Annotated in this window: 22 protein-coding genes; 18 read left to right on the forward strand and 4 right to left on the reverse strand. The window is 38.0% G+C overall.

The annotated features are described in order from the left end of the window. Position 1 precedes the first annotated feature (1 nt). Positions 2-844, reverse strand: coding sequence for an amino acid ABC transporter permease (locus V5M36_RS03370; RefSeq protein WP_338562011.1), 843 nt, complete (start codon positions 842-844; stop codon positions 2-4). Between the two features lie 89 nt (positions 845-933). Continuing rightward, the gene (locus V5M36_RS03375) at positions 934-1,833 is read right to left on the reverse strand and encodes an amino acid ABC transporter substrate-binding protein (RefSeq protein ID WP_338562013.1); all 900 of its coding nucleotides are present in this window, start codon (positions 1,831-1,833) and stop codon (positions 934-936) included. A 516-nt stretch (positions 1,834-2,349) separates the two neighbouring features. On the opposite strand from V5M36_RS03375, the gene V5M36_RS03380 reads away from it, so the two are divergent. The 7 genes from V5M36_RS03380 to hisC all read left to right on the forward strand — a co-directional run bounded on the left by V5M36_RS03380 (position 2,350) and on the right by hisC (position 9,334). After that, a complete protein-coding gene (locus tag V5M36_RS03380; protein ID WP_338562015.1) occupies positions 2,350-3,801 on the forward strand; it encodes an RNA polymerase factor sigma-54 in 1,452 nt (483 codons plus the stop codon). A 180-nt stretch (positions 3,802-3,981) separates the two neighbouring features. After that, positions 3,982-4,320, forward strand: a complete 339-nt coding sequence (gene hpf / locus V5M36_RS03385; RefSeq protein ID WP_338562018.1) for a ribosome hibernation-promoting factor, HPF/YfiA family — start codon at positions 3,982-3,984, stop codon at positions 4,318-4,320. Between the two features lie 139 nt (positions 4,321-4,459). After that, entirely contained in the window at positions 4,460-4,711 is a 252-nt protein-coding gene (ibaG, locus tag V5M36_RS03390; RefSeq protein ID WP_338562020.1) for a BolA family iron metabolism protein IbaG, read from the forward strand. A 6-nt stretch (positions 4,712-4,717) separates the two neighbouring features. Beyond that, positions 4,718-5,974, forward strand: coding sequence for a UDP-N-acetylglucosamine 1-carboxyvinyltransferase (murA, locus tag V5M36_RS03395; protein ID WP_338562022.1), 1,257 nt, complete (start codon positions 4,718-4,720; stop codon positions 5,972-5,974). Continuing rightward, positions 5,974-6,675 carry an ATP phosphoribosyltransferase gene (gene hisG / locus V5M36_RS03400; RefSeq protein WP_338562024.1) on the forward strand — a complete coding sequence of 234 codons (702 nt, stop codon included), beginning with the start codon at positions 5,974-5,976 and terminating at the stop codon, positions 6,673-6,675. Before murA ends, hisG begins: the two co-directional genes overlap by 1 nt. Positions 6,676-6,871: 196 nt before the next feature. Then, on the forward strand, positions 6,872-8,173 hold the full coding sequence (gene hisD / locus V5M36_RS03405; RefSeq protein WP_338562026.1) for a histidinol dehydrogenase: 1,302 nt from the start codon (positions 6,872-6,874) through the stop codon (positions 8,171-8,173). A 66-nt stretch (positions 8,174-8,239) separates the two neighbouring features. Continuing rightward, on the forward strand, positions 8,240-9,334 hold the full coding sequence (gene hisC, locus V5M36_RS03410; protein WP_338562028.1) for a histidinol-phosphate transaminase: 1,095 nt from the start codon (positions 8,240-8,242) through the stop codon (positions 9,332-9,334). 100 nt (positions 9,335-9,434) lie between these two features. Here hisC and pabB read toward each other — a convergent pair whose 3' ends face one another. Then, positions 9,435-10,778: an aminodeoxychorismate synthase component I gene (gene pabB / locus V5M36_RS03415; RefSeq protein ID WP_338562030.1), complete on the reverse strand. Its 1,344-nt coding sequence runs from the start codon at positions 10,776-10,778 to the stop codon at positions 9,435-9,437. A gap of 243 nt (positions 10,779-11,021) precedes the next feature. Between pabB and filA the strand changes: the two genes are divergently transcribed. The 6 genes from filA (at position 11,022) to filF (ending at position 19,094) form a co-directional block, all read left to right on the forward strand. Further along, the gene (filA, locus tag V5M36_RS03420; protein WP_338562032.1) at positions 11,022-11,879 is read left to right on the forward strand and encodes a putative pilus system protein FilA; all 858 of its coding nucleotides are present in this window, start codon (positions 11,022-11,024) and stop codon (positions 11,877-11,879) included. Positions 11,880-12,059: 180 nt separating this feature from the next. Then, the gene (gene filB, locus V5M36_RS03425; protein WP_338562034.1) at positions 12,060-12,893 is read left to right on the forward strand and encodes a putative pilus system C39 family peptidase FilB; all 834 of its coding nucleotides are present in this window, start codon (positions 12,060-12,062) and stop codon (positions 12,891-12,893) included. A gap of 41 nt (positions 12,894-12,934) precedes the next feature. Then, complete coding sequence (gene filC / locus V5M36_RS03430) at positions 12,935-14,167, forward strand: putative pilus system protein FilC (RefSeq protein WP_338562037.1); 1,233 nt, start codon at positions 12,935-12,937, stop codon at positions 14,165-14,167. Positions 14,168-14,179: 12 nt separating this feature from the next. After that, positions 14,180-15,844, forward strand: coding sequence for a putative pilus system OmpP1/FadL family transporter FilD (filD, locus tag V5M36_RS03435; protein WP_338562039.1), 1,665 nt, complete (start codon positions 14,180-14,182; stop codon positions 15,842-15,844). Between the two features lie 8 nt (positions 15,845-15,852). Then, positions 15,853-17,178 (forward strand): putative pilus assembly protein FilE, encoded by a 1,326-nt coding sequence (filE, locus tag V5M36_RS03440; protein WP_338562041.1) that lies wholly within the window; start codon positions 15,853-15,855, stop codon positions 17,176-17,178. A gap of 17 nt (positions 17,179-17,195) precedes the next feature. Beyond that, positions 17,196-19,094: a putative pilus system protein FilF gene (filF, locus tag V5M36_RS03445; protein ID WP_338562043.1), complete on the forward strand. Its 1,899-nt coding sequence runs from the start codon at positions 17,196-17,198 to the stop codon at positions 19,092-19,094. 77 nt (positions 19,095-19,171) lie between these two features. Here the strand turns inward: filF and V5M36_RS03450 are convergent, their stop codons facing one another. Next, positions 19,172-19,720, reverse strand: coding sequence for an NUDIX hydrolase (locus V5M36_RS03450; RefSeq protein ID WP_338562045.1), 549 nt, complete (start codon positions 19,718-19,720; stop codon positions 19,172-19,174). Between the two features lie 130 nt (positions 19,721-19,850). On the opposite strand from V5M36_RS03450, the gene V5M36_RS03455 reads away from it, so the two are divergent. From V5M36_RS03455 to V5M36_RS03475, 5 genes are all read left to right on the forward strand, one after another. Next, a complete protein-coding gene (locus tag V5M36_RS03455; protein WP_338562047.1) occupies positions 19,851-20,465 on the forward strand; it encodes a CoA pyrophosphatase in 615 nt (204 codons plus the stop codon). Between the two features lie 107 nt (positions 20,466-20,572). Beyond that, positions 20,573-21,103 carry a gamma carbonic anhydrase family protein gene (locus tag V5M36_RS03460; RefSeq protein WP_338562049.1) on the forward strand — a complete coding sequence of 177 codons (531 nt, stop codon included), beginning with the start codon at positions 20,573-20,575 and terminating at the stop codon, positions 21,101-21,103. Positions 21,104-21,282: 179 nt separating this feature from the next. Next, complete coding sequence (tsaB, locus tag V5M36_RS03465; RefSeq protein ID WP_338562051.1) at positions 21,283-21,948, forward strand: tRNA (adenosine(37)-N6)-threonylcarbamoyltransferase complex dimerization subunit type 1 TsaB; 666 nt, start codon at positions 21,283-21,285, stop codon at positions 21,946-21,948. 12 nt (positions 21,949-21,960) lie between these two features. Further along, positions 21,961-22,785 (forward strand): undecaprenyl-diphosphate phosphatase, encoded by an 825-nt coding sequence (locus V5M36_RS03470; RefSeq protein ID WP_338562053.1) that lies wholly within the window; start codon positions 21,961-21,963, stop codon positions 22,783-22,785. Continuing rightward, positions 22,779-23,597, forward strand: coding sequence for a class I SAM-dependent methyltransferase (locus V5M36_RS03475; RefSeq protein WP_445206306.1), 819 nt, complete (start codon positions 22,779-22,781; stop codon positions 23,595-23,597). The genes V5M36_RS03470 and V5M36_RS03475 overlap by 7 nt, the downstream gene beginning before the upstream one ends. The last annotated feature ends 85 nt before the right edge of the window (positions 23,598-23,682 follow it).

Consider the following 23,682-nt stretch of genomic DNA (forward strand, 5'->3'; position numbering starts at 1 on the left):
CTTATTTACCTCCTGAGCCAAGACCTGGTACAGCCATCCGTCTTTCCACCCAAGCCATTAAATATTTAATGCAATAGGTAATAATCAGATACACAGGTGTAGAAAGAATCAGAATCACAATGTCTTGTGAAGTTTCTTCACGCATTGTTTTGGTATAAGCAAAGAAATTCAGCACGCTTAAAGCAAATAAAACGGCCGAATTTTTAAAGACGTTCATGGCTTCGGATGTTAGCGTTGGCCATACGATTCGATAGGCCACAGGTAAAATTACATAGCGGTAGCTTTGGTTTTGAGATAAACCAATGGCAAATGCTGCATTTTTTTGACCTTGAGATACGGTATTGATACCTGCACGAACTTGCTCAGCGATACGAGCAGCAGTATATAAGCCGAGCGCAAACACCCCAATAATTGCTGGATTATCATTGAGAATATTTTGCCACCACCCACCAGCAACCATTTCACCACTGCCTGTGCTCAGGCTCAGCGGTAGTAATTGAGGGAATACAAATGCCCAGAAAAACAGTTGAACGATAAGTGGAATATTACGAAAAAGTTCGACATAACATGTGCCGATAAATGAAAGCGGTTTATTCGGTAGTGTTCGCATGATTCCAATCAAGGAACCCAGAACAAATGCAATAATAAATGCAGCAAAGGCGGTCCAGAGCATTGTCCATACGCCAGAACCTAAGATTTGCAGCCAAGTGGGCGCATCGGCAATAGGGGAATAGCTTTCCCCGCCAATTGCTTTACAAATTGATTCTGCCCAAGTGGCTTTATCTTCACCGTATTCATTAGATGCTAAACAATAAGCAGTCCAATTAAGTGAGCCAACTGACATGTGTGCTCCTAGAATAAATTATTTTTTATCATGAAAGAAACCAAAGCATTTGAGATGCTTTGGTTTGATTATTGAATAAATCGTTATTTTTAATTAATACCTGTGTCATTTGGAGCAGCTTTAAGTTTGTTATAAGAGCTACTCATTGGCATATTTAGATTAATGTTTTTAGGCGCTATAGGGGACTGGAACCATTTTTTATAAAGAGCGACCATTTGTCCATTTTTCCACATCCCTGTTACAACTCGATCAGCAATCGCTTTGTACTTAGGATCATCTTTAGGCAGCATGATGCCATATGGCTCAGATGATAAAACAGGGCCGACGATTTTAAAATCTTTAGGCGTAGATGATTTTGCAATGAGGCCAGCTAGAATATTGTCATCCATTACAAATGCGGCTGCACGACCTGAGGCAACCATGGCAAATGAGTCGGAGTGATCTTTACCATACACGTTGGTGACTTTGACTTGTTCACCTTTGGCACCCATTTTAATGTACTTATCTGAGGTTGTGCCCTGAGTCGTTGCTACTGCTTTGCCGTTCAAATCCCCTAAATCTTTCACTGTGGAATTCGCTTTTACGACCATGCGAACTTCAGTTGCATAATAGTTTGTAGAGAAGCTTACTTGTTGTTGACGTTGAATCGAGTTGGTGGTTGTTCCGCATTCCATATCGATATTGCCGGCCAGCATTTCTGGAATACGTGTAGAGGAGGTGACTGCTTTAAATTCAACTTTGAGTGCTGGAAGTTTAAGTTCTTTCTTCAGCTCATTGGCAAAATTATTACAGATATCGATGGCATAACCGAGTGGTTTTCCAGCGACAATATATGAAATTGGGTCGGATGATTCACGATATCCAATCACCACTTTGCCTGAAGCTTTGATCTTAGCAAGTGTATCGGCGGCTTGAACCTGAGAAAAAGCACCGCCAGCAAGAATAACGCCCAATGCTGATGCCAGTACTTTTGTTGTTAGCTTTTTCATCACGAAATCTCCATTTCTAATTTTGATATTTGACCGAATTTTTAATTCGTTAATCTACTTATTTGGTTATTCAAAATTCATACCACATTTCCGTGTGAATGATTAATAGATACCCTATCAATATTTTATACGCTAGACCAAGATAAGTAAAGGGCAAAAAAAGATATCTTCTGAATACCGTATTTGAAGTCATCATTACATTGATTAAGTTTTATTGTATTGAAAACAGACAATTTGCATAGTGCTTTGAGCATTTATTTGATGGATATACTTTGTAAGCCTATTTATATAATTGATATCCCTACCTGAGAAAAATATAACTTATCCAAACAGTTATTGGGTTTAAAAAAACACTTGTGAATAGTTCTTATATTAATCTCTCTGATTTAATAGCGTTTATTATGTTTTAAATCAGATGTTGATCTTGAAATAAGCTTTCCAATATGAGAAATGTTGTGTTATAAAATTATTAGGCATGATTTTTGCTTAAATATTAGAATAAGGAGGGATGTGGTTATGAAGTTATCATTAGGACTTAAAGTATCAAATTCTTTGTCCTTGACCCCTCAATTACAGCAAGCGATTCGATTATTACAATTGTCCAGTTTGGAGTTAGAGCAAGAAGTTCAACTGCAATTGGATAGCAATCCATTATTGGAAAAAATTGAAGAAGAAAATCTCAACCAGAGCTTGGAAGAACTGCATCAAGAACAGGCGGTAACGGACTTAAGTCACGAACTTAACGCAGATCATTTGCCCAAAGATCTTCCAGTGGATACCGAATGGGATGATGTGTATACCCATCAATCTTCAGCGATGGAAATGCCAGAATTTGAAGAAAGAGAAGATAATCATCATATTCAGAACAGTTTAAAAGATCATATTTTAGAGCAAGTCAATTTACTGCATTTTTCTAAAATTGACCGTTTAATTGCTTATTGTATTGTTGATGGTTTGGATGAAAAAGGCTTTCTTGATGAGTCTATAGAAGAAATTTTAGCTGCAGTTCAGCGCCTTTTAAGTCAAATGGAAATTCAAGAAGACATTGAACTTGATGAAGTAGTCGTTGTGTTAAAACACATACAGCGTTTAGAACCAGTGGGGGTGGGCGCGCGAACTTTAGTTGAGAGCCTATATGTTCAACTGGATGTATTGCCAATTCAGACAGAATTAAGAAAAGAAGCGTTACTATTATTAAAATATCATCAACTTTTAATCGCTAATGATTTGAATAAATTGATTAAGCAAACAGGGCTGAGCATTGAACAACTCAAAGGTGGAATTGAGCTTTTAAAATCTTTGCAACCTTATCCTGGACTTGCTTTTGAGAATAATAGTTTGGAATATCAAGTGCCTGATGTGGTGGTTTCTAAGAAAAATGACACATGGTTTGTTCAATTAAATCCAGATGTATTGCCTAAGCTTCGTGTTAATTCGTTCTATGCCAACATGATTAAACGAGCAGATCAAAGTGTGGATAATCAGTATTTGAGAAATCAAATGTTAGATGCGAAAAACTTTATTAAAAGTGTGGATGAACGCCATAAAACACTTTTGAAAGTTGCATCCTGTATTGTACGTCATCAACGAGAATTTTTAGAAATTGGTGCTGAGGGAATGAAACCTTTGGTTTTACGTGATGTAGCAGAAGAGGTTGAGCTGCACGAATCAACAGTTTCACGTGTGACCACCAATAAGTTTTTATTAACGCCACGGGGATTATTCGAGCTTAAATATTTCTTTTCGAGCCATGTAGGCACTTCAACAGGTGGAGAGGCATCTTCTACTGCTATTCGTGCCAAGCTTAAAAAATTAATTGCTGACGAGAATCCAAGAAAACCTTTATCAGATAATTCATTGGCAAAAATGTTGAATGAAGATGGTATTGAGGTCGCAAGAAGAACGGTCGCAAAATATCGCGAATCGTTACATATTCCTTCATCTTCAGATCGAAAAGTCTTGATCTAAAATTCGAAGTGTGAGTATTCTAGAGATTCATTATGACAAAATAATGAATCTCTTTTTATTTAGATGAGGCGTAGTTAATATTGGTTACATGAATGATTTTATAGAATTATTTTATATATTCTGTCATGCGATTTTTGACTATGACTGACTCACATTATGAAAAAGGCGAGGGATGGAATTATGCAAATAACAATTCGTGGACATCATTTAAGTATCACACCAGCGATTGAAGAGAATATTCGCTGTAAATTCACTGAAATGACGAAACATCTCGATCAGGTAAATAGTTTACAGGTGAAACTCAGTAAAGATCACCAAGTGACTAAACGCTCTAAAAAAGGCAGTTCAAATCATATTGCTGAAGCCATAGTACGTTTACCCGGTGTTGAGTTTTTTGCTCAAGCGACGGGGGATGATATGTATGCTTCAATAAAAAAACTGACTGAGAAAATAAAAAAGCAATTATTACGTTATCGTAAAATGCAAATGAACTTCCAACCATTGGTCCTAGAGGCATAATTGTTGTAAAGTTTGAAAAAGAGGTTGAATAACCTCTTTTTTTTATAGATTAATTGTATGTGCTGCTGAATTAATCTGATCACTTATAGTAAAATATATGGTTTTTACACTATCGATCGTCCCATGAGAGGTCTTTGCAATGAATAGTGATCAGCTCACTGATATTTTGAAAGCTGCTTTTCCTACTGCTGATATTGCTGTAAGTGGACAAGGCGGTAAGTTTGACCTCCGTATTGTAGATGATCAATTTGAAGGTAAAAGACCTGTTGCCCGTCAGCAAGCTGTGTATGCTCCGTTAAATACCCATATAACCAGCGGTGAAGTTCATGCCGTTACAATTCGCGCAATGACAAAAGAAGAATGGCGCAAAGCTAGTCTTTTCGGAGCTTAAAGATACATGGATAAGTTTTTAATTACGGGTGGAGTAAAACTTGAGGGTGAGGTGCGCATTTCTGGAGCAAAGAATGCGGCATTGCCTTTATTGGCTGCCATGATATTGGCAGACTCTCCAATTACCTTGACCAATGTACCCAATTTGAAAGATGTAAATACATTGGTCAAATTGATTAGCGGTTTGGGCGTTACTATTTATTATGAAGGCGAAACAGTTGTTGCTGATGTTTCGACATTAGATAACCAGTTTGCACCTTATGAGCTGGTGAAAACAATGCGTGCATCTATTTTGGTGCTTGGGCCATTATTGGCGCGCTATGGTAGTGCAAAAGTTTCTTTGCCGGGTGGGTGTGCAATTGGTTCACGTCCTGTAGATCAACATTTGAAGGCATTAGAAGCTCTAGGTGCACAAATTGAAGTTGAAAATGGTTATGTACTTGCCAAAGTAGATGGTCGTTTAAAAGGTGGTGAAGTCATCTTTGATATGGTGACAGTTGGTGGTACAGAAAATATCCTAACTGCGGCAGTGTTGGCAGAAGGCGTAACCACGATCCGCAATGCAGCTCGTGAACCTGAAATTACAGACCTTGCCAATATGCTCATTAAAATGGGTGCGAAAATTGAAGGTTTGGATACGGATACACTAGTTGTAACCGGTGTTGAAAGCCTACATGGTTGTGAATATGCAGTGGTTGCGGATCGAATTGAAACAGGTTCGTACCTTGCAGCAGCAGCCATTACAGGTGGTAAAGTTAAAACAACACATACAGATCCATTATTAATGGAAGCTGTTCTTGAAAAATTCGAAGAAATGGGCGCTGAAGTGACCCGTGGTGAAGACTGGATCGAATTAGATATGATGGGGAAACGTCCTAAAGCGGTGAGCTTTCAGACCTTGCCACACCCTGATTTCCCAACAGATATGCAAGCTCAGCTAATGGCGGTTAATACCATTGGTCGTGGTTTTGCAACGATTTCAGAAACCATATTTGAAAACCGTTTTATGCATGTACCTGAATTGTCACGTATGGGCGCAAATATTCAGGTTGAAGGTAATGATGCTGTAGTTACTGGGGTAGATAAACTCTCTGCTGCACCCGTGATGGCGACAGATTTACGTGCTTCTTTCTCTTTAGTATTGGCCGCCTTGGCTGCTGAAGGCGAAACTTTAATTGACCGCATTTATCATATTGATCGCGGTTATGAAAATATTGAAGCTAAATTACAAAGTTTAGGCGCCCAAATTAAGCGAGTAAATTAATGAGCGATATGAGAAACGATGATCCAAACTTTGACGTAATGGGCAATTTTGATCATGGTTTAACTTTAGCATTGAGTAAGGGCCGTATTTTAAAAGAAACGCTTCCTTTACTTGAAACGGCAGGGATTAACTTACTAGAAGATCCTGATAAATCGCGTAAGTTAATTTTTCCAACGACTCATAAACATGTACGTATTTTAATTTTACGTGCCTCTGATGTACCGACCTATGTTGAAAATGGTGCAGCAGATATTGGTGTCGCGGGTAAAGATGTATTGATGGAGCATGGTGCGCAGAACGTCTATGAGCCCTTAGATTTGAAAATTGCAGTGTGTAAATTGATGACAGCAGGTAAGGTTGGCATGCAACGTCCGAAAGGTCGTCTGAAAATTGCCACCAAATATGTCAATTTAACGCGTCAATACTATGCAAGTTTAGGTGAGCAAGTCGACGTCATTAAGCTTTATGGTTCTATGGAGCTTGCACCGTTGGTTGGTTTAGGTCATTACATCGTAGACGTTGTTGATACAGGCAATACATTGCGTGCCAATGGTTTAGAGCCACTCGAAGAAATCTGCAAAGTGTCATCACGCTTAATCGTCAACAAAGCCAGCTTTAAGCGTAAGCAAACCTTGCTTAATCCAATTCTTGCGCAGCTCGAAAAAGCAGTTGAAGACCGTGAATTATTGAAAAATAAATAAAAGGTTGAATGCTTTTTTAATAAAAGACCGTTACTCATGAGTGGCGGTTTTTTTATGTGCTCTGATCCGCAAGGATGTTTCTAGTGAATACGATATATGATATAAAAAAAATCTATCAAAGTACTTGATTTAGGGCAGCATAGATAACCACAACGACGGCGAAAACGGGTAAACTAAAGCTTCCTATTTATTTTTTGTGGATAAATTGATGCGACGTTTATCGACTCAAGATCAAAGCTTTAAACAAACTTTTGCAGATTTGTTAGCTTTTGAGACTGTGAGTGACCCTGAGCTTTTAAAAACCGTAGATCAAATCATTGCAGACGTTCGTCAGCATGGTGATGCTCATGTTCTTAAACTTACACAGCAGTTCGATCGACATCCCGCACATCAATTTTCCGATTTAGAATTAACGCAAGCACAGCTGAAAGCAGCATTTGAAGGCTTAAGTTCAGAAGTCCGTGAAGCTTTAGAGTTGGCGGCAGAGCGAATTCGTGAGTTCCATCAAGCGCAAAAGCAAGACGGTTGGACGTATGTTGATGCATTGGGAAATACGTTAGGTCAAAAAGTTACGCCTTTAGATCGTGTCGGTATCTATGTGCCGGGTGGTTTAGCGTCATATCCATCTTCTGTATTAATGAATGCGATTCCAGCACATGTTGCAGGCGTGCCAGAGATTATTATGGTGGTTCCTGCACCAAATGGTGATTTGAATCCTTTGGTTTTGGCTGCCGCACATCTAGCTGGCGTGCATCGTGTATTTACTGTCGGTGGTGCGCAGGCTGTTGCAGCATTGGCTTATGGTACTGAATCGATTCCCTCTGTAGATAAGATTACAGGGCCAGGAAATCGTTTCGTGGCTGCTGCAAAACGTGCTGTTTTTGGACAAGTTGGCATTGATATGATCGCAGGGCCTTCAGAGATTCTTGTCTATGCAGAAGGTGAGAATAATGCAGAATGGTTAGCGATGGATCTGTTGTCTCAAGCTGAACATGACACAGTCGCACAAGCTGTTTTTATTACGCCAGATGCCCAATTATTAAATGATGTTGCTGAAGCAATTGAAGCGCACTTAGAAGCTTTACCAAAAGCTGAGATTGCACGGACTTCAATCGCCAATCGTGGTGCATTAGTATTGGTTAAAAACCGTGCTGAAGCTATTGAGTTAATTAATCAGGTGGCAGCTGAACATTTAATGCTTTGTTTAGATGATGCTCAAGCGATGTCTGAGCAAATTCGCCATGCAGGTGCAATCTTTATGGGTCGATATACACCAGAAGCAATTGGTGACTATTGTGCAGGGCCAAACCATGTCTTACCGACATCTGGCACGGCACGGTTTTCATCGCCACTGGGTGTATATGATTTCCAAAAACGTTCAAGCTTAATTATGTGCTCGGAAGAGGGCGTAAAAACCTTAGCAAAGACAGCGGATATTTTGGCACAACAAGAAAACTTGGATGCCCATGCACGCTCAGCCCGTTATCGTTATCAATAAGCTTTTGTAAAAGATTCAAGGGCTGTTAAATCAGCCCTTTTTTGAAACAAAAATTGAGATTAAAAAATGAATATCACCACAGAGCAAATGCGGTTTTGGAGTCCTGAAGTTCGTGAGCTTGAGCCTTATGTACCAGGTGAACAACCTCAAATTCAGAATTTATTAAAATTAAATACCAATGAAAATCCGTATCCACCATCACCACGTGTGGTTGAGGCGGTGCAAAAAGTTTTGGCGAATTCTGCTGATGTACTACGATTATATCCTGATCCTGAAGCTGTTGAGTTAAAACAAGCGATAGCGAAACAGCAAGCTGTTGCCTTGGAAAATGTATTTGTTGGCAACGGTTCTGATGAAGTTCTAGCTCATATTTTCAAAGCATTTTTTGTTCAAGAAAAACCCATTCTATATCCAGATATTACCTATAGTTTTTATCCTGTATATAGCCAATTTTTTGGATTAGGTTCTCATACTAAAATTTTGCCTTTGAATGATGATTTTGAAGTTGTCGTGGATGATTATAAGCAACCGAATGGTGGCATTATCATTACCAATCCAAATGCCCCAACCAGCATTGCATTGGGTGTGTCTGCGATAGAGGAGATACTGCAAGCTAATCCAGATTCTGTGGTAGTGGTCGACGAAGCTTACGTCGATTTTGGAGCGGAATCAGCAGTGCCTTTAGTTGAAAAATATGAAAATTTGGTGGTCTGTCAAACCACTTCTAAGTCACGTTCACTTGCGGGTTTACGCGTCGGATTTGCAATTGCGCAGCCACATTTAATTGCTGCGCTTGAAGCCGTGAAAAATAGTTTTAACTCATATCCGATTGATCGCTTTGCAATTGCAGCGGCGGTCGCTTCCTTTGAAGATCAGCCTTATTTTGAAGAGCAAATCTCTAAAGTAATTGCTAGCCGTGAAAAGTTAGTGGCTCAATTGACTGAAATTGGCTTTAAAGTCCTGCCTTCAAGTGCTAACTTTATTTTTGCTACATTCGCATCGAAAGAAGCAAGTGAGCTGGCTGCAGAATTACGTGAACAAGGGGTTATCGTGCGTTATTTCAATAAACCACGAATTAATCAGTACTTGAGAATTACCATTGGCACTGATCAGCAAAATCAACGTCTGATCGATACTTTAAAAAATAAAATTCTTGTTTGAGTATGAGTTTTAAATACTCATCCGTTTTAAATCAGAATCTAAGCGTCCAAGAATAAAAAAGCGAACTGAGGTTCGCTTTTTTAATATAAATTTTACAGCGTTAATTTTTTTTCCAAGAATTTAACAAATGAAGCATTGCTGATACTTTATCGAAACACTCTTGGTATTCTGCATCGCAATTTGAGGCTATGGTTATCCCTCCACCAGCCCAAATAGAAATGTCTTGTTCTTGTTTTTGAATCGTGCGAATTAAGATATTCCAAGAACCAGTTCCGTCATAATTAAAGTACCCCATAGAGCCACAATATGCACCACGTTGAGCAGCTTCTAATTCTTCGATAATCTGCATGGCACGAATTTTAGGGGCGCCAGTAATAGAACCTCCCGGTAAGGCCGAAAGAAGCACCTGTAGCGCGTTAACATCAGGTTTTAACGTTGCCGAGATCTCACTGACCATATGATGTACTTGATTAAAAGATTCTATATTGAAAAGCTTTGAAGTTTGAACTGAACCTGTCTGAGCAAAAACACTTAAGTCATTACGAAGTAAATCCACAATCATCAAATTTTCGGCTTGATCTTTCTCAGATGACATGAGCTTTTGTTTAGATAAGTCATCCAACTTAGGGTCTTCAAACCTCGGCATAGTGCCTTTTATCGGGCGAGTTACAATTTTTTTATTGTGTTCAAAGTTGATAAATAATTCAGGAGAGCAACTTAAGATTTCAAACTCATTTATTTTTAGATAACTAGAATAAGGTGCATCTGTTAAACTCCAAAACTGTTCTGCACTCTCAATTAAATATCCGTTTGCTTGTGCAGAAAACTCTTGAGTGAGATTAATTTGATAACAGTCTCCAGCGCGGATATAGGCTTGGACTTGATCAAACGCACATTGATATTCTTGTTTTGTCCAGCATGGCGTACATGAAGAAATCAACTCAAATTTAACGGGATTGGAAAAATTTAAAGCACTTAAAATATGCGCTAAAATTTGTTCTGCTTCAGCTTCGTAACTATAAAAATACCACTGTCCTTGCTCAAGTTTTAAATAACTTTGATAGTGTCCCAGATAAGCATTAGGTTGTGGCTTAACATTTGAGTTAATCTGTTGATTCGCTAAATAATTATAATCAAAAAAGCCAATATAACCTCCATTGAAGCCTTCAGAATCATTCATTTGTTCAGGGCCATTAAACTCAACAAAATCTTCGAAACTTTGAACAGAATCAATAAGGGTATAACTTGCACAATTTACTCGAGAGTAGACCTCAAATTTCCCTTCAGAATTAATGCAATATTGCAGTGGAAGTAAACCAATACACGGTAAACGGTTATTTTCAAGATACACACAGCCGAATAGAGTGTGTAGTTTTTCTAAAATTTGAGTGGCTGTTAGTTGACCAAAATTCAAATTTTGTTTTAAATAATAAGGGTTTAACATGTGTGATTTACTGCACTTTTTCTCTAGACAATGTATGATTAAGTTGATACCAGTTCACATTTATGCCACTTATCGGGAATAGGTCGAATTTTTTAAAACAGGTATTGAACATAAGATAACATAAGGTTAATTTAATAATACAAATCGGACTGCTCAAGGATTGACGTTTCAGTTGTATAAAAACAAAAACAACAGGGACACGAGAGTGGTTAAAAATGAAAAAAATACTCTTGGAGAGTTGAAATGAAATTATTAACAAAACTTGCTTTAGTTTCCTCAATTGCAATTAGTGCAAATGCTATGGCTATGCAAGCTATGGATGATGAGTCACTGAGTTCTACAACGGGTCAAGATGGTATCAGTATTGGTATTAAAATTGATGGCGGCGCGATTACTGTAGGTCAGTTATTGATTCATGATAATGACGGTTTGGATGATACTGCTTTGGGCGGTACAACTACTGCTGGTGCAATTGTTATCGGTAAGGGTGATGCAACTCCAGGTGTTAAAATTACTCAAACTGATCCAAGCGTAAATTTACTTAATTTAAAACTTGATACTGATGCAGGTACTGGTACTGATGGTGCATTCTTAAATATTGCTGCAACGGTGACGGGCTTAAAAGCTGAAATTGGTTCAATTGGTGTTGGCGCATCAAATGTTAAAACTGCTGGGACTGTGGTACGTGGCACGGTTGAAGGCAATACTGTTAATGAAATTTTAACGGGTCTAACCTTAGAGTTGGGTACAGTTGCTGCTAATATTCAATTAGGTGCGACACCACAGGGTGCAATGATTGCATTAAATTCGCAAATTGCGGGTGGTTTAAAGCTTACTAATTTGGGTATTAAAGATAATGTAGGTGGTGGCTCTATTGTTTTAGACAGTATTCAAGTGGTTAAAACAGGTCAAACCTTTTTGGATGCTAATGCTAAAATTGGTGTAACCACAGCAGGTCTTAGCATTACTCCAGTAGCACAAGATATTAGTGCTTATATTGGTGGTGTACGTTTAGGTTCTGCTGCAGCAAGTTCGATTGGTGATATCGAAATTAAAGGACTTAATATGGGTGCATCAACAATCACAATTACTGGTCACTAATATTGAATTAAAAAACGCGTGTTAATCACGCGTTTTTTTGCATATATTTTCAAAATAATGTGAATAAGTACTGTTTTTTGATACTAAAAAGGTTATCTTAGGGATAAGAAAATAGAGTATTAACTCTCAATATAATTAAAACACCAGGCAATGATTGCCGAAACTAGAATAGTTAAAATTATGATAGAAATTACTTTAGGCTCGGCAATTATGTATTACTTTGCCAGTCATGCATTAGATATTAAAGAGAAACCAGCTGAAGCTGTGTATTACAACGAAGTGTTAGATTCTCGCGATAAATCATTTACTCGAAACCATAGAGAAGCTGTTCTCGTTAAGCCTGCACTTGAGAATCAGTTTAGGGGCATCGTCCGTCAAGCATATGACTATAGTTGTGGTTCAGCAGCTTTAACGACAGTATTGAATGGTCATGCAGGGCTGAATTTGACAGAACAGCAAACGATGGAAGGTTTGCTCAGGTTTGGAGAATATAATCGGATTGTTGAGCGACGAAGTTTCTCTTTGCTTGATATGAAACGTTTCGTAACAGCTTTAGGTTATGAAAGTGGGGGATATAAAGGTCAGTTCGAAGATCTTATTAAGCAGGAACAACCTGTCATTATTCCTATTCATTATGCTGGCTTCAAACACTTCGTGGTATATAAAGCGTATAAGGATGGTCGTGTATACGTGGCTGATCCAGCTTTAGGGAATATTAGTTTTGAGCAAGAAAGATTTAAAGAAATTTGGGAAAACAACACTTTATTTTTAATTAACGTGCCTAAAGAGCAACAAAAAAATCTTCTTGCACTGCAAGAGTCAGATTTAAGACATGTGGATGATGCAACTATTCATCGTTACGCTTTGGTAGAAGCACAATTTTCCACTGACTACATGAATAGAATTGCAGATCGAGCATCTACAATGCGAAAAGTGATTGACAGTAATCCCAACTCTGCAACGTACAATCAGCCAATTACAAACTTTATGCGACTCTATTATAAACGTAAGTAATAACTTATAAGAAATTAAACAGAAAAATTGGTAGGAATAATATGAATAATCCATGGATGAAAAGAACATTACTTGCGATTAGTATCCAAACGTTGATTGGCGTTGCTTATGCCGCAGAGCCTGCATCTGATACGATTGTTGATGAATCAAATGAGTTGGTTTCTGAAGACTCAAATAATGATGTACAAATTGATACGGGAGACGTAGCACCGATATCTACCGCGTCAGTAAAATCTGTAACGACTAACGCTGAACCCAATATAAATAAAGATCAAACACCTTCTTTAGTGCCTAAAGCTGAAGGACAGGCAGCCAATGCACTACAACAAAAAGAAGGTGATGCAACTCAGGAAACGAACCTTCAAGAAGTTTTTACTTCAAACGAGCGTCAGTATTCTTTAATTAAAAAAGGCGAAATTTCAGCATTTTATGATTTAGATTATTCATATTATCGTGATTCTCAACTCAATGCGGCGATTGAAGATTCTAAGCTATTTCAATTCCGTGTAGATGAAGATGCTAGCCATACAATTACCAACACCTTCACTGCACAGTACGGTGTGTTAGACAATTTAACCTTTAGTGCTTCAATCCCGTTAGTTGCTAAGTCGAATACCTTAAAAGATACCACCACAGCAGGTCTTGGTGATATTAACTTAGGCGCGCGCTGGGAACCATTTCCGCTGAAAGCAGGACGATTACCTCTTATTCTTTTTGGTAGTGTTTCGACTAAAACAGGGGATAGCCCATATGAAATTAATCCAGAAAAAGATCTTTCAACGGGTAAGGGATATTATTCTGTTGGTGTAGGGGCAAGTACACGTAAATATATCGATCCTGTCGTATTATTCACTTCTGTTTCAGCAAATTATGGTTTCAAGGAATCTGGCTTAAATCAAGTTCGTGGGGGCGGGAACTCACAAGGTGAAGGTGGTGATGGTCAACGTCGTATTTTAGATACCTTTGAACCCGGAATCACGGGTGGTTTCTCATTCGGATTCGCATATTCATTTAATTATGATGTTTCGTTGACGATGTCTTATCAACAATCATTTAATATGAATACTTCGTTTAGATATGCAACGGGCGAAAAATTTAATGCTGCTGATCAAACCAGTTCAATTTTTGCCATTGCATTAGGTGTGCGCGTAAATCCTGAAACAATTGTAAATGGAACATTGGGTATTGGTTTAACAGAAGACACACCAGACGTAACTTTAGGTTTGTCTTTCCCACTTGATATTTTAGGTTTCGGCAAGAAAAAACCAAGCTAAGGGAGAGACGGTATGAAATACCCTCAATTACATCCCTTAGTAGCAGCACTTGTATTAATGGGATCAAGTACAACAGCACTTGCACAACTTGGGCAAAACCTTTCTGTGGATGTTCGTTCTCTGACCATGGGGAATGCAGTAACAGCTGACCCGCCAGGGATTAGTGCGATTCATTTTAACCCGGCTGCCCTTACAAAATTAAAAGGCTTGCATACTGACTTTCAAGGTTTGATTGCAAATTTTGATGTGAAAAGAGAGTTCTCAGCACCAGAAGGTTACAACGTATTTGGTTATTCTGACGATCCTTTAGTTTGTAATGACTCACCTGATAATCCATCGAATATATGTACAGACTATAAGGGTGTGGTCAGTGGTGATGTTGAGTACGCGAGTTTATATGTTCCATTTTTGAAAAAAGTAGTGGACTTGGGTGAAGGTTGGCCTGTTGCAGCACCCACAGCTGGAATTTCTTATAATCCACCAGGTTCAAAATTGACTTTTGCCACAGCAGTATATGCACCTTTAGTGGCAGGTTTTGGTTCGGAAGATGGTAACCCTGGTAACTATATGGGCCAACAAATTGCGATAGAAAGAATCACTTATTTATCCCCTTCGATCGCATATCAAATCAGTGATGAGTTGTCAGTCGGTGCTTCCATTGGAATGTCATATCAGGCTATTGCTCTAAAAACGGATTTACGTTTTCCAAATGAGTTGATCGGCGTATTACGGATGGTGGATGACTCCGTATGTGGTCCTTTCCGTGGTAACTCGAATATTATTACTGATTTTTTACTTTTTGGTATTTGTAATGCCAATGAAGGAATGAATCCTTTTAGTACTTTCGGAAAAATGGATGTAGCACTCGAGCAAAGTCTAAGTCCAAGTTACAACTTAGGTGTGATGTGGGAGCCGACAGAGGATTTTGGTTTAGGTTTAGTTTACCAAAGCGCAGCCAAAATGCGTTTGAAGGGTAAATATATGATTCAAAACTCGAATGCGCCGCGTGAGCTTATTAAAGGTTTAAACTCTTCACCTACTGGGCAGATCTTAGCCGCTATTTTAGGCTTCCCATCGTATATTCCACCTGTGGAATCTGGCTTAATGTCGATGGATCTTGAATATCCAGCACATTTTCAAGCGGGTATTAAATATAAAATCTTACCAGATCTACAAGTTAATATTGATGTGGGTTGGACAGACTATGCGGCATGGGATAAGTTTAAATTCGAGTTTGATCGTGAAATTAGTGCTTTAAAAATCGCAAAATTACTTTCAAATGATGTTAAAGATACGTCTTTGTCTCTGCCACTTGGTTTCCAGTCACCCTGGAATTGGGGTATTGGATTTGAGTATTCGGCTAATGAACGTTTGAAACTACGTGCTGGTTATGAACCTCGTTCAAGTGCAATTCCAGATAATAAACGTAATACCATGGTGCCTATTAATAATGCTCAATTGTTTGGTTTGGGGCTAGGTTATCGTTTTGATGAAGACACAGATATTGATCTTTCTATTGCATTCTTACGAAGCAGAGACAATATCCCTGCTGGAACAAGTAGTTTATCGAACAAAGATACAATCGATAATATTTTACTAAATCCGTATGCAGGATTAAATGTATCAACCAATACCAAAGTGACCATACTCGGTATTAATTACAGAACGAGGTGGTAGTGGAATTGATGCAAATAAAAGTAAAATCATCAGTCATTGGTTTATTATTGCTCAGCTTTAGCTGGGCAGTACCGACTAAGGCTGCAGATTTTTATACGATTATTGGTCCAGATGGTCGTCCAATGATCATTAAAAATAAAGATGTTGCTGCGCCATCTGCTAGAGAAAGGAAGTCTAGTGCTAAGACTGAAGATTCAACTCAATTTAAAAACCAAAGTTTAAATTCTGTACAACAAAATCAGAATACAAAAGTAAAAGTTGAACAAGAACCTCAAGCAAAAACTGTTGAGGATACGGTCCAAAATAATGATCAAACGAAAGCAAAGATTCAGGAAAATAAAAATCAAGTCGTCGATTTAAATAGCAATCCAGCAGGTGCAGACAAAGCAAAGGCTCTTTCAGCAAAGAATGATTTAGAAAAAACGCCTACAAGTCACAAAAAGACAGATAAACAATTCAAAAAAGATCAAGCTGCAGCTTTATCTAAAAATATGAATGAGTCTTCCTCACAGAAAAAAAATATCCAGTCATTAGAGAATAATTTGACGCAAACAATGACCAAATCTTCAGAAGTGCTCAAAAAAAATGAAAATTATTCTAAAAGTGCGGAAATAAGAACTGAAAAAAAATCTTCAGTTGATGATAATTTCACCATAATTGATGGTGTGCAGTATGTGGATCATGAATATTTAGAAGAAAAAGAGTTTAATTTAGAAGGTAATAAGCGTTTTTATATTGTGCCTGATTCCAGCTCAACTGGTGGTCGTAATTTCGAAACAGTTGAGCGTGAGAAAGGCTTGACAAAATCTGTTCTTTCAAAATTTTTAAAAAATACACAAACGGCACAAAAACCGATTGTATTGGCGACGACGTATGCAAGACTGAATAAAGATGAAGTTGTAGAAACTTTAGAGCAAGCTTGCTTCACGGGTCGTAAAATAAATAAATCTAAGACACTTAGTTTAGATAAAGATGAAATAGGATTTTGGCCAGTTGCTCCTGTGAAGGAAAATTTTTCTTATGAAGTGGTGAATCTAGATCAAAATGTGGAAACGATTCATTTAAGCTCTTATGCTTCTTCGCAAAAAAATCCGACCTATTATTGGCCCTTGGTCGTTTTCTTAGATCAAAATGGCTGTGTAATTGAAGGTGTGAGTGGTTTTAAAAATGAAGATATCCACTCAAATAATAGAGCATATTCTGCGCTTGCTGGGATATTAAAAAAACCTGATAACGCTCGTTATTTATTTATGACGCCGTTGGCAGAAGCAATAGATATTAAGAATCAGAAACTTTCGAACACTGGTCAGATCAAACTGAGTGTTCTTAGATAAATAAAGAGTCAAAAATTATGAAAAACAAGTCGATTTTATCCTTAGCTTTATCCACATTTTTCTTAATACTTTCGGGCTGTGGAGGAGAAAGTGCTACAATTTTAGAAGATCCCAATAAGGGTGTAACAACAACTTCAAATGGATGTGCTGTTAATAATCAAAATAGTTGCCGAAGTTTTACGATCGCCTACCCAGTAGAAGGGCTGAACTTTGAGTGTAGTAGTTTAAGTGGAAAATTTTTCGCAACTGAACTTATTGGTAATACTGCGACAGGTTCATGTGTTTTCGGTGATAAAGTTCGTTTCTATATTCAGGGACAAAAAGATGCTCCTAAAATTGACCTAGGAACTGTTGATCTAAAACAAATCAGTACATTAGATGTGAATGCTCAGCCTGTACAGATTAGTTTATTAGATATTGCAAAAGGGATGACAGGTAAGAATGCGACATCTATGATGCTGGACGATGAAACATTTAAAACGTTGGTTGGGATTACGCGTATTTTTCAAGCAGTGGGAGTATCGCAAAATAGTAATATTGCAGGTGATGTGCAACCGATTAATTTGACAGTTGATTTAAAAAATGGATTAAAAGTATTGTCTGCAGATGTTACAGTCAAGGATTTTAAAGATGGTACTTATAGCGCAGATCTTGCAGAATGGTTAGATTTTAATAGTGTTAGTGAGCCTATTGCAAAAACTGTTGCTGAACAACAGGTTCAACTTAAGAATGTCAGTATATTTAAGGCAGATTCTTTTTTGATCGAAGCTTTAAGAACTAATATTAAGGGTTTCTCTGGTCAAAGTAGCCCATTTGATAATAAATCTATAGCCAATCTGTATGCATTGACCAGCCGTGAAGGTTATACAACAGGTTATGCGGTACAGTGGACAGGTAAGCCAATAAATACGGGTGCTCCAGTGCCGAATGATCTTAATCTTTTAATTTCTCAAGTTTCACCGCAGAAGTTGAATATTGTAGATGGGATTAAAAACTGGATTAACCCTTTAAGTAACTCAATCTCTAATTCTTTGATCTTAAAAACTACTCCAACAGCAACAGATCAACTTGATATTTTCCAAGGCACTGTCTTTAACCAAAAGACAATTCCAGGTAATGAGTTTTTATATAATAAATTGGGTAATACCACACCTCCAAACGAGAATTTTTACGGCAAATGGCGCCAAACCCTTAATAATGAAAACTTTGACGGTTCTATTGATATATATCAGACCAATCCTGCAACCTATTTAAACCGCGCTGTTTTTAAAACGTTGAATACTGTAAGTAGTGGAGAAAAATACATATTCCCACTGTACGCAACATTAGAATTTAGTTTTGCTGATACCTCTGTTCCAAAACAAAGCGTTGGTATCGTCATTGAAGAGTCTGGTGATATTCGGACTAATTTAACAGCAAGTGGAACAGCATCTGATCGTTGTTTAAATGTGAATAAAGCCACAATGATCGATACGGATGGTGTTCAGCAATTCCGCGTAGGTACTACGGGAGCTGCGAATGATAGTGCGAATGATAAATCTGTGACAATTCGCATAATTTTAGCCAATCCTGTTTTCGGAAATTTAGATGGTGCGATTATTGGTCTAAACGACAGACTTTTGGAAATACCACAACAGGGTAATAATGTTTCTACATTATTTTCAGGTGGTGTTCGTTTGAATTTACAAAATTTGATTGTGAGTAATAGTACGGCTTCTGGTATTAATATTAGTGATTTTGGTAGTACCAATAGCATTGCAGCACAATGGGTAAATATGCAAAGTGTTTTTCAAAATATTTACAACACAGCCAACCCAGCTAATCTTACAACTTCTCAATTAGAGTTAGCAAAACGCCAAAATGGTACGATCGACGTATTTCTACCAAGTTGTTATCAAATTAAAACTAAATCTTGATGAATTGAAACTTATTTTAAAATTAAAAAATCCAGCATATTGCTGGATTTTTTAAATCTGGAAACAGATAAATTGTTTTATCCTGTTAAATCTAAGCGCGTACCTAAAGTTTCAAGATGTGTAGGAAAATGTTGGTTCTTACGATCTTCAAAATAATGCCTCAAAGTTCTTTCTACACTTGGGAAAGCCAATTCATTCCATGGAATCTCATGTTCCTCAAAGAGGCGACTTTCAATGGTTTCTTCACCTGCTCCAAATTGACCGTCAATTAAAGCCGCTTTAAACAGGACATAAATTTGACCGATTCGTGGAATGTTATACATACAATAAAGTTGTTCTATATCAACTTCTGCTTCAGCTTCTTCACGAGTTTCACGAGCAGCACCTTGTTCCATGGTTTCTAATAATTCCATGTAGCCTGCAGGAAGTGTCCATAAGCCATATCGGGGTTCGATGGCACGCCTACACAGTAGAACCTTGTCTTGCCAAATTGCAAGTGTTCCGCAAATCACTTTAGGATTGACGTAAGATATCGCGTTACAATGCGTGCATACTTGGCGAACTTTATGGTCACCTAGTGGAATCTGATCTAATGTCGGTTGTCCGCAGGCCGTGCAAAAAGGCATAGTCTTCATTGAAAAATATGTGGTAGTTCAGCATAACCGAAATAAATTAGTTTCGCATCATTTATAGCCTTATCTGCAAAATTTCATATATGATGAGAGAAGAATAAAAAATGGATTCGAGTTATTGCGTATGATGGATCAGTCCTTAACACAACTTTTACAGCAACGGTTACGTTTTTCAAAACGAGTTCAAAATGCACATGCGGCCGTTCTCATCGCAATCACCAATGAAGATGATCCTAAAATATTATTGACACGTCGTTCCATTTATATGAATAACCATGCGGGAGAGGTGTCTTTTCCTGGTGGGAAACGTGATCAGAATGATACCAGTAATATCGTGATTGCATTACGAGAAGCATGGGAAGAAACAGCATTAAATCCATTTGATGTCACCTTGCTGGGTGATTTACCGATGGAGCGCTCAAAGACTGGGATTTTAGTCAAACCCGTGGTTGGACTGATTCCACCACAAGTCAATTTGATTGCGCAGCCCAGTGAAATCGATCGTATTTTCTTTGCTTCAATTCGAGATATGATGCAAACACCACCGACGCCATATGAAGTTCGGTTGGCGAGACAATCCATTTATTTCCCGAGTTTAAGAATTGAAAATGAAGTGGTTTGGGGGCTAACAGCAAGAATTATTATGTCGCTGTTTCAATACGGGCTCAATTATAAAAAGAATTGGCCTTTTTTATTAAACTCGCCAAACTTTAAATCGGCTGTATTTAAAAATCATTAAAGTGAAAATCATTAAAGTATAAGTGATTAAATTAAACTTGATTTAAATACAAGCTAGATCAAATATAAAAATGTGATCAATAGAAAATGATGTAAAGGAAGATCAACATGATGTATAAATTTCAGGGAAATACACCGAAAGCGATACACGAACCTTGGGATGGATGGGTCGCTGAAACAGCAACGGTAATTGGTGATGTTGAACTCGGTCGTCAGGTGAGTATCTGGTTTGGAGCGGTAGTCCGTGCAGATAATTGTAAAATCAGCTTGGGTGATTTTAGTAATGTCCAAGAAAATGCAGTCTTACACACAGATCCTGGTATTGAATTGAAGATTGGTAGTTATGTCACCATTGGACATCAGGCGATGCTGCATGGTTGTACGATTGGAGATAATACCTTAATTGGTATTAATGCAGTGATTTTGAATAATGCTGTGATTGGCAAAAATTGTATTATTGGTGCAAATGCCTTAATTCCTGAAGGGAAAATAATTCCAGATAATTCATTGGTTATGGGTTCGCCGGGTAAGGTGGTTAAAACTTTAGACGAATTTGCTGAAGCTAGATTGAAACTTAGTGCGATGCATTATGCAGAACATTATAAAAATTTCATTCATTTAGAAAAGTTTGAGTTTTAATAGACGATATTTACACAAAATATTAACGAAGTATTCAGTTAATCATTGTTGTTGGGTTAGGCTGAGCTGTGATGTGTAGCATGTAGATAAATAACATCAAAACATCACAGAGAACCTCTCGCGTGATCAAAATGAGTGGAGTATGATAGGCCTCATTTTTAACGTAGATAGGGTTATGCATGAAATTGCTTGCATTAGAAACTGCCAATGAGCAGTGCTCAGTTTCGTTAATAGATGAACATCAGACGCTTTATTTTCAACGTGATGATCGTGCTAAAGCACAGACTCAGACCATTTTACCAATGATCGAGCAGGGATTAAATCAAGCTGAAATATTGGTTTCTGACCTGACGGCAATCGCGTTTAGTCGTGGACCTGGCTCATTCAGTGGTGTCCGTATTAATGCTGCTGTGACTCAGGCATTGGCATGGTCAAATGATTTGCCTGTGATTCCTGTTTCGACATTGCAAGCTTTGGCACAAGCAGCTTATCGCGAATTAAAATTAGAAAAAGTAACAGCTGTGCTTGATGCACGTATGAACGAAGTGTATATCGCAAGTTATCAACTTGATGATCAATATATTATGCAAGCTGTGGATGAAGAACAATTACTCAGTTACAGTGACGCACAGACGTATCAAAAATTTACTTTAATTGGTTCAGGCTCAGCTTTAGTCGATCCAAATGCAGTAGAACATTTAAAAATAACCGCCTCTGCTGAAGATATTGCCAGTATTGCGCGTACTCAAGCTTTAGAAGAAAAATGGGTCAGTGCAGAATATGCATTGCCTGTCTATTTACGTGACAATGCGTGGAAAAAAATTCCAGAACAAGGCAAATCATAATTAGGAATTTATATGGATCTTTTACTGCTGCTCAAAGCAGCAATTATGGGTATTGTTGAAGGTATTACTGAGTTTTTACCTATTTCCAGTACAGGGCATTTGATTCTGGCATCAGAACTCATGAACTTTTGGACTAAAGAAAAAAGTGATGTCTTTGTTGTCGCGATTCAAATGGGTGCAATTGCAGCGGTAATCTATGAATACTGGGCTCGACTCTGGGGTGCTGCGACAGGCATGATCACAGGCGAAGAAAAAGGGCGTAGGCTCGGTTTTGGTCTTATTCTTGCATCCATACCCATTGTTTTTATTGGTTTAACGTTGGGTCAAACCGTTAAGGCATTTTTATTTAACGATATCGCGATTGCGATCGGTTTAATTGTCGGTGGTCTCATTATTATTTGGATTGAAAAAAATCCGCCGGTGATCAAATCGCAAGAAGTTGAAAATATCAGCTATAAAGACATGATGTGGATTGGCTTGATTCAAGTGTTGTCTTTAATTCCAGGGACTTCACGTTCTGGCGCAACAATTATTGGTGCAATGTTTTTAGGGGTTTCTCGTAAAGCAGCCACTGAGTTTTCATTTTTTCTTGGGATTCCCGTCATTATCGGGGCTGGCTTACTTGATCTTTATCAAAGTTATGATGTTTTTGAAACCAATCAAGATTGGGCTGTGTTGGCGACAGGTTTAATTGTTTCATTTGTATCTGCATTGGTTCTCATTCGAGTATTGGTTGCATATGTGGCTAAACGTGATTTCATGGTTTTTGCATGGTATCGAATCGCGTCAGGATTATTGATTTTATTGTTTGCATTTACAGGTTGGAAGCTATGGTAAGCGAAATACGCTTATTTGCAGAACATGACTTTCAAGAACAAGCACAGCAGTATTCTGATGTGCTTTCTGCTCGTGGGGTGGCGGTAAATATTGAGCTCGTAGAAAAACTCAATGCACGCTTCCTACGATTTAACCCAGCCTTAGCACTTTGTGTTGATGTTGATGGCCTATGGCTTTGTGCCAATGGTATGAAAATGCAGCCTGATTGGAAAGCTGAGATTGGACGTTTAAAACGCGCCAGTTTAAAGTCGGAAATGATTGCGCGGGCATGTAATTTAGGTGAAAAGCCTAAGCTTATAGACGCAACAGCAGGTCTTGGACATGACAGCTTATTAATGGCACATTTGGGTGCACAAGTCACTTTGGTAGAACGTCATCCGATTCTATTTACTTTATTAGAGTCGACTAAAGTACAAGCTCTAAATGATCCTTTCCTCAGTACAATAGTATCGCGTATTGATTTGATTTTTTCTGATTCTGCGGATTATTTACAGTCTCAAATTGAGCTTAAAAATGTCATTGATGTGGTTTATCTCGACCCGATGTTTCCACAGCGAGATCAAAATCAAAATGCAATTAAAAAGCAGGCGCAAGTCAAAAAACAAATGCAGCTTTTACACATGTTATTACCTGAAGATGGTGAAATGGATTTAGGTGATCATCTACTCGAACTTGCACGAAAAATAGCAAAACGTGTTGTCGTGAAACGTCCACGGTTGGCCGTATTTTTGGCTGATCAAAAAACGGACCATCAATGGCAGGGTGATGCTTGCAGATTTGATGCCTATTTTCAGAAGGGTATTTCTGAGTAATTTGGTAAGTGGCTCAATAATAGTCTAAAAACTGATATATAGTTAAAACTATTATTGATAAAATTTTAACCGAGCATACACTAGA

It is taken from the genome of Acinetobacter sp. KS-LM10 (assembly GCF_036896575.1).
Taxonomy (GTDB): Bacteria; Pseudomonadota; Gammaproteobacteria; order Pseudomonadales; family Moraxellaceae; genus Acinetobacter; species Acinetobacter avistercoris.

Coding starts and splice junctions, on each gene's coding strand:
- V5M36_RS03375 (WP_338562013.1), bottom strand. CDS start 1,833: ATGAAAAAGCTAACAACAAAAGTACTGGCATCAGCATTGGGCGTTATT.
- hisG (WP_338562024.1), top strand. CDS start 5,974: ATGAGCGATATGAGAAACGATGATCCAAACTTTGACGTAATGGGCAAT.
- hpf (WP_338562018.1), top strand. CDS start 3,982: ATGCAAATAACAATTCGTGGACATCATTTAAGTATCACACCAGCGATT.
- V5M36_RS03470 (WP_338562053.1), top strand. CDS start 21,961: ATGGATCTTTTACTGCTGCTCAAAGCAGCAATTATGGGTATTGTTGAA.
- filB (WP_338562034.1), top strand. CDS start 12,060: ATGATAGAAATTACTTTAGGCTCGGCAATTATGTATTACTTTGCCAGT.
- filD (WP_338562039.1), top strand. CDS start 14,180: ATGAAATACCCTCAATTACATCCCTTAGTAGCAGCACTTGTATTAATG.
- pabB (WP_338562030.1), bottom strand. CDS start 10,778: ATGTTAAACCCTTATTATTTAAAACAAAATTTGAATTTTGGTCAACTA.
- filA (WP_338562032.1), top strand. CDS start 11,022: ATGAAATTATTAACAAAACTTGCTTTAGTTTCCTCAATTGCAATTAGT.
- tsaB (WP_338562051.1), top strand. CDS start 21,283: ATGAAATTGCTTGCATTAGAAACTGCCAATGAGCAGTGCTCAGTTTCG.
- V5M36_RS03450 (WP_338562045.1), bottom strand. CDS start 19,720: ATGCCTTTTTGCACGGCCTGCGGACAACCGACATTAGATCAGATTCCA.
- murA (WP_338562022.1), top strand. CDS start 4,718: ATGGATAAGTTTTTAATTACGGGTGGAGTAAAACTTGAGGGTGAGGTG.
- filF (WP_338562043.1), top strand. CDS start 17,196: ATGAAAAACAAGTCGATTTTATCCTTAGCTTTATCCACATTTTTCTTA.
- ibaG (WP_338562020.1), top strand. CDS start 4,460: ATGAATAGTGATCAGCTCACTGATATTTTGAAAGCTGCTTTTCCTACT.
- V5M36_RS03370 (WP_338562011.1), bottom strand. CDS start 844: ATGTCAGTTGGCTCACTTAATTGGACTGCTTATTGTTTAGCATCTAAT.
- filC (WP_338562037.1), top strand. CDS start 12,935: ATGAATAATCCATGGATGAAAAGAACATTACTTGCGATTAGTATCCAA.
- V5M36_RS03475 (WP_445206306.1), top strand. CDS start 22,779: ATGGTAAGCGAAATACGCTTATTTGCAGAACATGACTTTCAAGAACAA.
- filE (WP_338562041.1), top strand. CDS start 15,853: ATGCAAATAAAAGTAAAATCATCAGTCATTGGTTTATTATTGCTCAGC.
- V5M36_RS03380 (WP_338562015.1), top strand. CDS start 2,350: ATGAAGTTATCATTAGGACTTAAAGTATCAAATTCTTTGTCCTTGACC.
- V5M36_RS03460 (WP_338562049.1), top strand. CDS start 20,573: ATGATGTATAAATTTCAGGGAAATACACCGAAAGCGATACACGAACCT.
- V5M36_RS03455 (WP_338562047.1), top strand. CDS start 19,851: ATGATGGATCAGTCCTTAACACAACTTTTACAGCAACGGTTACGTTTT.
- hisC (WP_338562028.1), top strand. CDS start 8,240: ATGAATATCACCACAGAGCAAATGCGGTTTTGGAGTCCTGAAGTTCGT.